This window comes from Sulfuricaulis limicola, from assembly GCF_002355735.1.
Lineage (GTDB): Bacteria > Pseudomonadota > Gammaproteobacteria > Acidiferrobacterales > Sulfurifustaceae > Sulfuricaulis > Sulfuricaulis limicola.
Genome location: NZ_AP014879.1, coordinates 2,375,631 through 2,382,500, shown reverse-complemented (window position 1 = coordinate 2,382,500; position 6,870 = coordinate 2,375,631). Strand labels below are relative to the sequence as shown.

The following is a 6,870-nucleotide window of genomic DNA, read 5'->3' as shown; positions in this document are numbered from 1 at the left end:
TGACGCCTGCCCGGTGCCGGAAGGTTAATTGATGGGGTTAGTCGCAAGACGAAGCCCTTGATCGAAGCCCCGGTGAACGGCGGCCGTAACTATAACGGTCCTAAGGTAGCGAAATTCCTTGTCGGGTAAGTTCCGACCTGCACGAATGGCGTAATGATGGCTACACTGTCTCGACCCGAGACTCAGCGAAGTTGAAATCGCTGTGAAGATGCAGCGTTCCCGCCGCAAGACGGAAAGACCCCGTGAACCTTTACTATACCTTCACACTGAACTTTGAAGCTGTCTGTGTAGGATAGCTGGGAGACTTTGAAGCGGAGGCGCCAGCCTTCGTGGAGTCAACCTTGAAATACCAGCCTGATAGCTTTGAGGTTCTAACCTTGACCCGTAATCCGGGCCGGGAACAGTGTGTGGCGGGTAGTTTGACTGGGGCGGTCTCCTCCCAAAGAGTAACGGAGGAGCGCGAAGGTACCCTCAGCACGGTCGGAAATCGTGCGTCGAGTGTAATGGCAGAAGGGTGCTTGACTGCGAGACAGACAAGTCGAGCAGGGTCGAAAGACGGTCATAGTGATCCGGTGGTTCTGTATGGAAGGGCCATCGCTCAACGGATAAAAGGTACTCCGGGGATAACAGGCTGATACCGCCCAAGAGTTCATATCGACGGCGGTGTTTGGCACCTCGATGTCGGCTCATCACATCCTGGGGCTGTAGCCGGTCCCAAGGGTATGGCTGTTCGCCATTTAAAGTGGTACGCGAGCTGGGTTCAGAACGTCGTGAGACAGTTCGGTCCCTATCTGCGGTGGGCGTTGGAGATTTGAGAGGATCTGTCCTTAGTACGAGAGGACCGGGATGGACGAACCTCTGGTGTTCCGGTTGTCACGCCAGTGGCACTGCCGGGTAGCCAAGTTCGGACGGGATAAACGCTGAAAGCATCTAAGCGTGAAACCCACCTCGAGATGAGATCTCCCCGGGGGTTTAACTCCCCTGAAGGGCCGTGGTAGACCACCACGTTGATAGGCTCCATGTGTAAGCGCCGTAAGGCGTTGAGCTAAGGAGTACTAATTGCCCGTGTGGCTTGACCATATAACACCCAAGACGCCGGGTGTTTGGTCGAAGCCAAAGCAACACAACCCGCGCTTTTTACTTACATACACTGCCCGAACATAGGCTGTTGCATGAAAATGCAACAGCGTAAAAGGTCTGCCTGGCGGCCATAGCGAGCGGGAACCACCCGATCCCTTTCCGAACTCGGAAGTGAAACTGCTCAGCGCCGATGATAGTGTGGGGTCTCCCCACGTGAAAGTAGGACACTGCCAGGCTTTATTTTCAGAACTCCCGGTACGAAAGTGCCGGGAGTTTTTTATTTTTCGTGGGGAGACCCATTTAACTATTGTGTGGGGCCGCTTCGCTTCGCTCGCGGTCCGGGGTGCGCGAACCATGCGCGCACCCGCTCGGCGGGGCAAAGGTCCACCGGACCTTTGCCACAACCCCGCCTCGCCCCCACGTGACAAAATCGCCGGGAGCGATTTTGAGCGAGCGCAGCGAGCCCGGAGGGCCCGGCGCAGGGATGCGCCGGGCAAAGTAGGACACTGCCTGGCTTTTATTTCAGAAACCCCGATCAGAAATGGTCGGGGTTTCTTTTTTTTTGTAGTGTTCCGCAGCGTTTTGTTTGGCAGCGGTGCCGGCGGATGATCGACCCACGGGGTGAACTCCCGAGAAGACGGGAACCTCGGGGTTTTCGGGCGCAACAGGATGCGGAGCGAAGCAGGCGCCGGGTCCGGTCCGGGAGTGAGCGGGTTTTATCCCCCGCCCGGGGCAGCCTGTCGTCGGGCTTTTTGTTGCCATTTGTCCGCCACGGCTTGCGCGACCCCGAATATCGGCTAGGTTTACAGGAGAACCAGCGGCAAATTTCGCCGCGTACGCGTTGGAAGTGTGAGATAATCCTCCCGAGATGAGAATTTCAGTAAGCAGCACCCTCTCCGGCATCACCACCGGCGACAGGAAGCAACCGGACGCGGCCGCGACTGCCACAAGACGGCTCAAGCTTCTCAGCTACAACATTCAGACCGGCATCGCCACCAACGGCTATCGCCATTACCTCACGCACAGCTGGAAACACGTCCTGCCCTGCCCGAAGCGCCTCGACAATCTCGACCGCATCGGCAAGCTTGTGGGCGGGTTCGATATCGTCGGCTTGCAGGAAGTGGACGGCGGCAGCCTGCGCAGCGGTTTCATCAACCAGACGGAATATCTGGCGATGTCGGCGCGCTTTCCCTACTGGTATGACCAGACCAACCGCAACCTCGGGAAGCTGGGACAGCACAGCACCGGACTGTTGAGTCGTCTGCGTCCCGCGGAGGTGACGGAGGTGAAACTCCCCGGCATGATCCCGGGCCGCGGCGCGCTGACGGTACGTTTCGGGTACGGCGCGGACGCGCTGATTCTGGTGATCGCGCACCTGGCCCTGGGACGACGCGCGCGTTTCCGTCAGCTCGAATGCATTGCGGATGTCATCGGCAGTTATCGTCACGCGATCGTGATGGGCGACATGAATTGCGGCACCGACAGCCGCGAGATCGACTGGCTGGTGCGCCACACCGTGTTGCGCGAACCGCCGCATGACCTGCCGACTTTCCCCAGCTGGCGGCCTTCGCGCAACCTCGACCAGATCCTGGTGTCGTCGTCACTGAAGGTGGAACGGATTGAAGCGCTTAACTGTTCCTTCTCGGACCATCTGCCGATCGTCATGGAAATCGCGCTGCCCATGGAGCTGTCATGGTTTGACGATCAAACCGCGGCGGCGCCGATGCTGTCGGTGGCCGGCGTGGCAGCCTGAACCCGGCGCCCGCGTCAGATTTTTTTCAGTTCTCCGAGGATCGTTTCCACCAGTTTCACCCCCGCCGGGCTCATACCGCGCGACAATTTTTCGACATCGTCCTCACCCTGTTCCATTTGTGACAGCGCCGAAGCCAGGCGCGCCATGTCGCCGCCGGCGTCGCGCATCTGGGTCGCCATGTCCGCCAACGCGCGCAGCGCCTCGACATCGCCCCGCCGCGCCGCAGCCACCATCGAGGCCAGACCGGGGGCGGCGTGATCCGGATCGACCGCCGCATTGAGATCGGGCAGGGTTTCCGGGTTTTGCAGGCCGCGCAGGATCGCCTCCGTGATAACGCGATCTTCCTCGTCCAGATCCTGCAAAACGCTGATGTCGCGTTGACCGCCGAGGATGCGCCGGATGGAAGCCACCAGCCGGTTCCAGCCGTTTTCCTCCGAGAGTTTCAGTACCTGTTCCAGTTGCGGCAGCAGGTCGCGGTTGTGGCAGGTTTTTACCACCGCGTGTACCAACCCGGCGTGGGCCGCCAGGATCTGCTGGTCTTTCTCGGGCAGGGTGGGCATCGTCAGTTCCTTCCGGTCTTTGATGAGTCGGGTAAATATACTACGCTTGCGCCGCCCGAATGAACCACGAACCGGAAATTCCATGATCGGTCTTTTGCAGCGCGTCAGCTCCGCGCGGGTCGATGTCGACGGCAAAACCGTCGGTGTCATCGGACGCGGACTGCTGGTGCTGGTCGGCGTGGAGCAGGGCGACGATACCGCGCGCGCGGACCGGCTGCTGGAACGGTTGCTGGGCTATCGCGTGTTCCCGGACGTGGCCGGCAAGATGAATCTGAACGTCAGGGATATCGGCGGCGGATTGTTGCTGGTGCCGCAGTTCACTCTGGCCGCCGACACCGAAAAGGGCATGCGCCCGAGCTTCACGCCCGCGGCGGCGCCGGAGACGGGCCGGCGCCTGTTCGATTATCTGGTGGAGCAGGCGCGGGCGCAGTATGCGTCGGTGGAGGCGGGCGTGTTCGGGGCCGACATGCAGGTGACGCTGACCAATGACGGCCCGGTGACTTTCTGGCTAAAAGTGTAGGTTGGGGTGAGGCGCCAACATTAAAAGCGCCGTATCGCCAACTCCCCTCTCCCACTTGCGGGAGAGGGCAAGGGGAGAGGGTCGCGCCGAACCCCAACGCTCAGTCGCCGCTTGTTGGGGTTCACTGCACTCACCCCAACCTACGCCCGATCAATGGGGAAGGCGATTACCTCGTCGATCGTGCGCGCGCCGCAGGCCAGCATCACCAGGCGATCGAAGCCGAGCGCCACCCCGGCGCAATCCGGAAGGCCGTGCGCCAGCGCCGCCAGCAGACGCTCGTCCACTGGCACAACCGGCAATCCACTCATTTCGCGAATGCGAAGTTGCGCTTCAAAGCGCCGGCGCTGTTCGCCCGCCTCGGCCAGTTCGTGAAAGCCGTTCGCCAGCTCGATACCGTTGAGATAAAGCTCGAAACGCGCCGCCACCGGCGGATTGCCCGGTTGAATGCGGGCGAGCGAGGCCTGGGAGGCAGGGTAGTCATATATAAAGGTGAGTCGCCCCTGACCCAGTTTCGGTTCAACCACATGCGTGAGCAGCAGGTCGCGCCAGGGGTCGGGTGCTTTTTCCGAAACCAGCTCGGGCGATATGCTGATGCCATGAGCCTTGGCGGCCTGCCTGAATTCATCGGGTGACGCTGCTAACGGATCGAGGCCGGCGTGGCGTTGGAAGGCCTCGCGGTAGGTCAGCCGTTCCGGCGGTTGCAGTGACAGGGGCGGCGCCAGCAAGTCCATGACCAGCTCGCCGGTTTCGTCCATCAGCCGGTGGTGGTCGAAGCCGACGCGATACCATTCCAGCAGCGTGAACTCCGGATTGTGTTGCCGTCCGGCCTCGCCGTCGCGGAAGACCTTGCACATCTGGTAAATCGAACCGCTGCCGGCGGCCAACAGGCGCTTCATGGGGAATTCCGGCGAGGTGTGCAGGTACAGCATCTGCCCCTGCGGGAACAGCGGGCCGGTGTAGCGCGTGGTGAAGCTCGCCAGCGCGGGATCGGTGGTCGCGGCGCCGGAGAGCACCGGGGTTTCGACCTCGAGCACGCCGCGCGCGGAAAAAAACGCCCGGATGCGTTCCAGCAGCCGGGCGCGGAGCTTCAGGACTTCCAGCGTGGCGGCGGGTTGCCAGTCACCGGAAGTATCGGTTCTCATAAGATCAGGCGCGCGAGAGGTACTCGCCGGTGCGGGTATTGACCTTGATCGTTTCGCCTTCCTTGACGAACAGCGGCACGCGCACGACCGCGCCGGTCTCCAGCGTCGCCGGTTTGCCGCCGCCACCCGAGGTGTCGCCCTTGAGGCCGGGGTCGGTTTCAGTGACCTTGAGCGTGACGGTATTCGGCGGCTCGACGATGAGCGGCAGGCCGTTCCACAGCGTGATGATGCAGACGTCCTGTTCCTTCATCCATTTGGCGTTGTCGCCCACGGCATTTTTGTCGGCGGCCATCTGCTCGTAGGATTCCGGGTTCATGAAGTGCCAGAACTGGCCGTCGTTGTAGAGATACTGCATCTCCACGTCCACCACATCGGCGGCCTCGATGGTCTCGCCGGACTTGAAGGTACGCTCGATGGTGCGTCCGGTTTTGAGGTTGCGGATTCGCACACGGCTGAAGGCCTGGCCCTTGCCGGGTTTGACGAACTCGTTTTCGACGATCGACGCCGGGTCGCCGTCGAGCATGACTTTGAGACCGGCCTTGAATTCATTGGTACTGTAAGTTGCCATCACACACCTTTAATATTTGCGTCTGGTAAAAAATGAGCGCGCTATGATACCCGGAACTTCCGTTTTAAGGCAGGTCCCCGCGTGGCAATCGCAACTGGCCCGCGCCATCACCGGGCCCGCTGAATTGCTGGCCGCGGCGGGGCTGGGCGAGGAATGGCTGCCGGCGGCGCAGGCCGCGGCCCGGCTGTTCCCGCTGCGCGTGCCGCGCGGGTTCGTCGCGCGCATGCGCAAGGGCGATCCGCACGATCCCCTGTTGCGGCAGGTGCTGCCGTTGGCGGAGGAATGCCTGACGGCGGAGGGGTTCGGTGCCGACCCGGTCGGCGACCTGGCGGCCATGACGGTGCCCGGTGTGTTGCATAAATATCAGGCACGGGTGCTGTTGACGGTGACCGGCGCCTGCGCCGTGCATTGCCGTTACTGTTTCCGCCGCCACTTCCCCTACGCCGATGCCAATCCCGCAGTCGACCGGTGGCAGGCGGCGCTGGAATACATTGCCCACGATCACAGCCTCAAGGAAGTCATCCTCAGCGGAGGCGATCCGCTGACCCTGTCCGACCGTCGCCTGGCCGAACTCGCGCGGCAACTGGAAACCATCCCGCATCTCCGGCGCTTGCGCCTGCACACCCGGTTGCCGGTCGTGTTGCCCGAGCGCGTCAACGACGAACTGCTGGGCTGGCTCGGCGACACCAAACTGAAACCGGTGATCGTGGTGCATGCCAATCACGCGCAGGAGCTGGACGACGCGGCGCGGCAGGCCTTGGCGGCGCTGAAGAACGCGGGGGCAGAATTGCTCAATCAGTCCGTATTGCTGCGCGGCGTCAACGACAGTGTCGAGGCGCTGGCGGATTTGAGCGAGGCATTGTTTGAAACCGGGACGCTGCCGTATTACCTGCACATGCTTGACAAGGTGCAGGGCGCGGCGCATTTCGATGTGGATGAAATCGCGGCGCGGCGGTTGATGCAGGAACTGCAGGCGCGCCTGCCGGGCTATCTGGTGCCGCGGCTGGTGCGTGAAGTACCAGGCGGGCCCGGAAAACTTGCCTTGACCTGATCGGATCCGGGCATCCTGTCCCCACCCGTAAACCCGGCTTTATCCCGCGATACAGGTGTCCGTTGCGTATCGTGAAAAGGAAAATTGACGGCGGCCCGGCGTGCTCGCGGAACCCGCGAGGTTCTTGCTGGATATCGGCCGATACTCAAGAGTAGACTAGAGCGGTAGTGTTAAGGAAGCTTTAACCTCACAGACA

6 protein-coding genes and 2 rRNA genes (1 of these 8 cut by a window edge) are annotated in these 6,870 nt (G+C 61.7%); 5 read left to right on the top strand and 3 right to left on the bottom strand.

From position 1 onward, the window contains the following. The 3 genes from SCL_RS11515 to SCL_RS11505 form a co-directional block, all read left to right on the top strand. Positions 1-1,080: ribosomal RNA gene (locus SCL_RS11515) — 23S ribosomal RNA — on the top strand; it begins 1,817 nt to the left of the window's first position. Between the two features lie 120 nt (positions 1,081-1,200). Next, positions 1,201-1,316, top strand: a 5S ribosomal RNA gene (gene rrf / locus SCL_RS11510). 632 nt (positions 1,317-1,948) lie between these two features. Further along, positions 1,949-2,833, top strand: a complete 885-nt coding sequence (locus tag SCL_RS11505) for an endonuclease/exonuclease/phosphatase family protein (RefSeq protein WP_096361341.1) — start codon at positions 1,949-1,951, stop codon at positions 2,831-2,833. 14 nt (positions 2,834-2,847) lie between these two features. Here SCL_RS11505 and SCL_RS11500 read toward each other — a convergent pair whose 3' ends face one another. Then, positions 2,848-3,393 (bottom strand): hypothetical protein, encoded by a 546-nt coding sequence (locus SCL_RS11500; protein ID WP_096361963.1) that lies wholly within the window; start codon positions 3,391-3,393, stop codon positions 2,848-2,850. A gap of 82 nt (positions 3,394-3,475) precedes the next feature. Between SCL_RS11500 and dtd the strand changes: the two genes are divergently transcribed. Then, the gene (dtd, locus tag SCL_RS11495) at positions 3,476-3,913 is read left to right on the top strand and encodes a D-aminoacyl-tRNA deacylase (protein WP_096361340.1); all 438 of its coding nucleotides are present in this window, start codon (positions 3,476-3,478) and stop codon (positions 3,911-3,913) included. A 140-nt stretch (positions 3,914-4,053) separates the two neighbouring features. Here the strand turns inward: dtd and epmA are convergent, their stop codons facing one another. Then, positions 4,054-5,055 (bottom strand): EF-P lysine aminoacylase EpmA, encoded by a 1,002-nt coding sequence (gene epmA, locus SCL_RS11490; RefSeq protein ID WP_096361339.1) that lies wholly within the window; start codon positions 5,053-5,055, stop codon positions 4,054-4,056. 4 nt (positions 5,056-5,059) lie between these two features. After that, positions 5,060-5,623 carry an elongation factor P gene (gene efp / locus SCL_RS11485; protein ID WP_096361338.1) on the bottom strand — a complete coding sequence of 188 codons (564 nt, stop codon included), beginning with the start codon at positions 5,621-5,623 and terminating at the stop codon, positions 5,060-5,062. Between the two features lie 43 nt (positions 5,624-5,666). Here efp and epmB point away from each other — a divergent pair, with 43 nt between their 5' ends. Further along, complete coding sequence (gene epmB / locus SCL_RS11480; RefSeq protein WP_096361337.1) at positions 5,667-6,674, top strand: EF-P beta-lysylation protein EpmB; 1,008 nt, start codon at positions 5,667-5,669, stop codon at positions 6,672-6,674. Positions 6,675-6,870 lie beyond the last annotated feature (196 nt).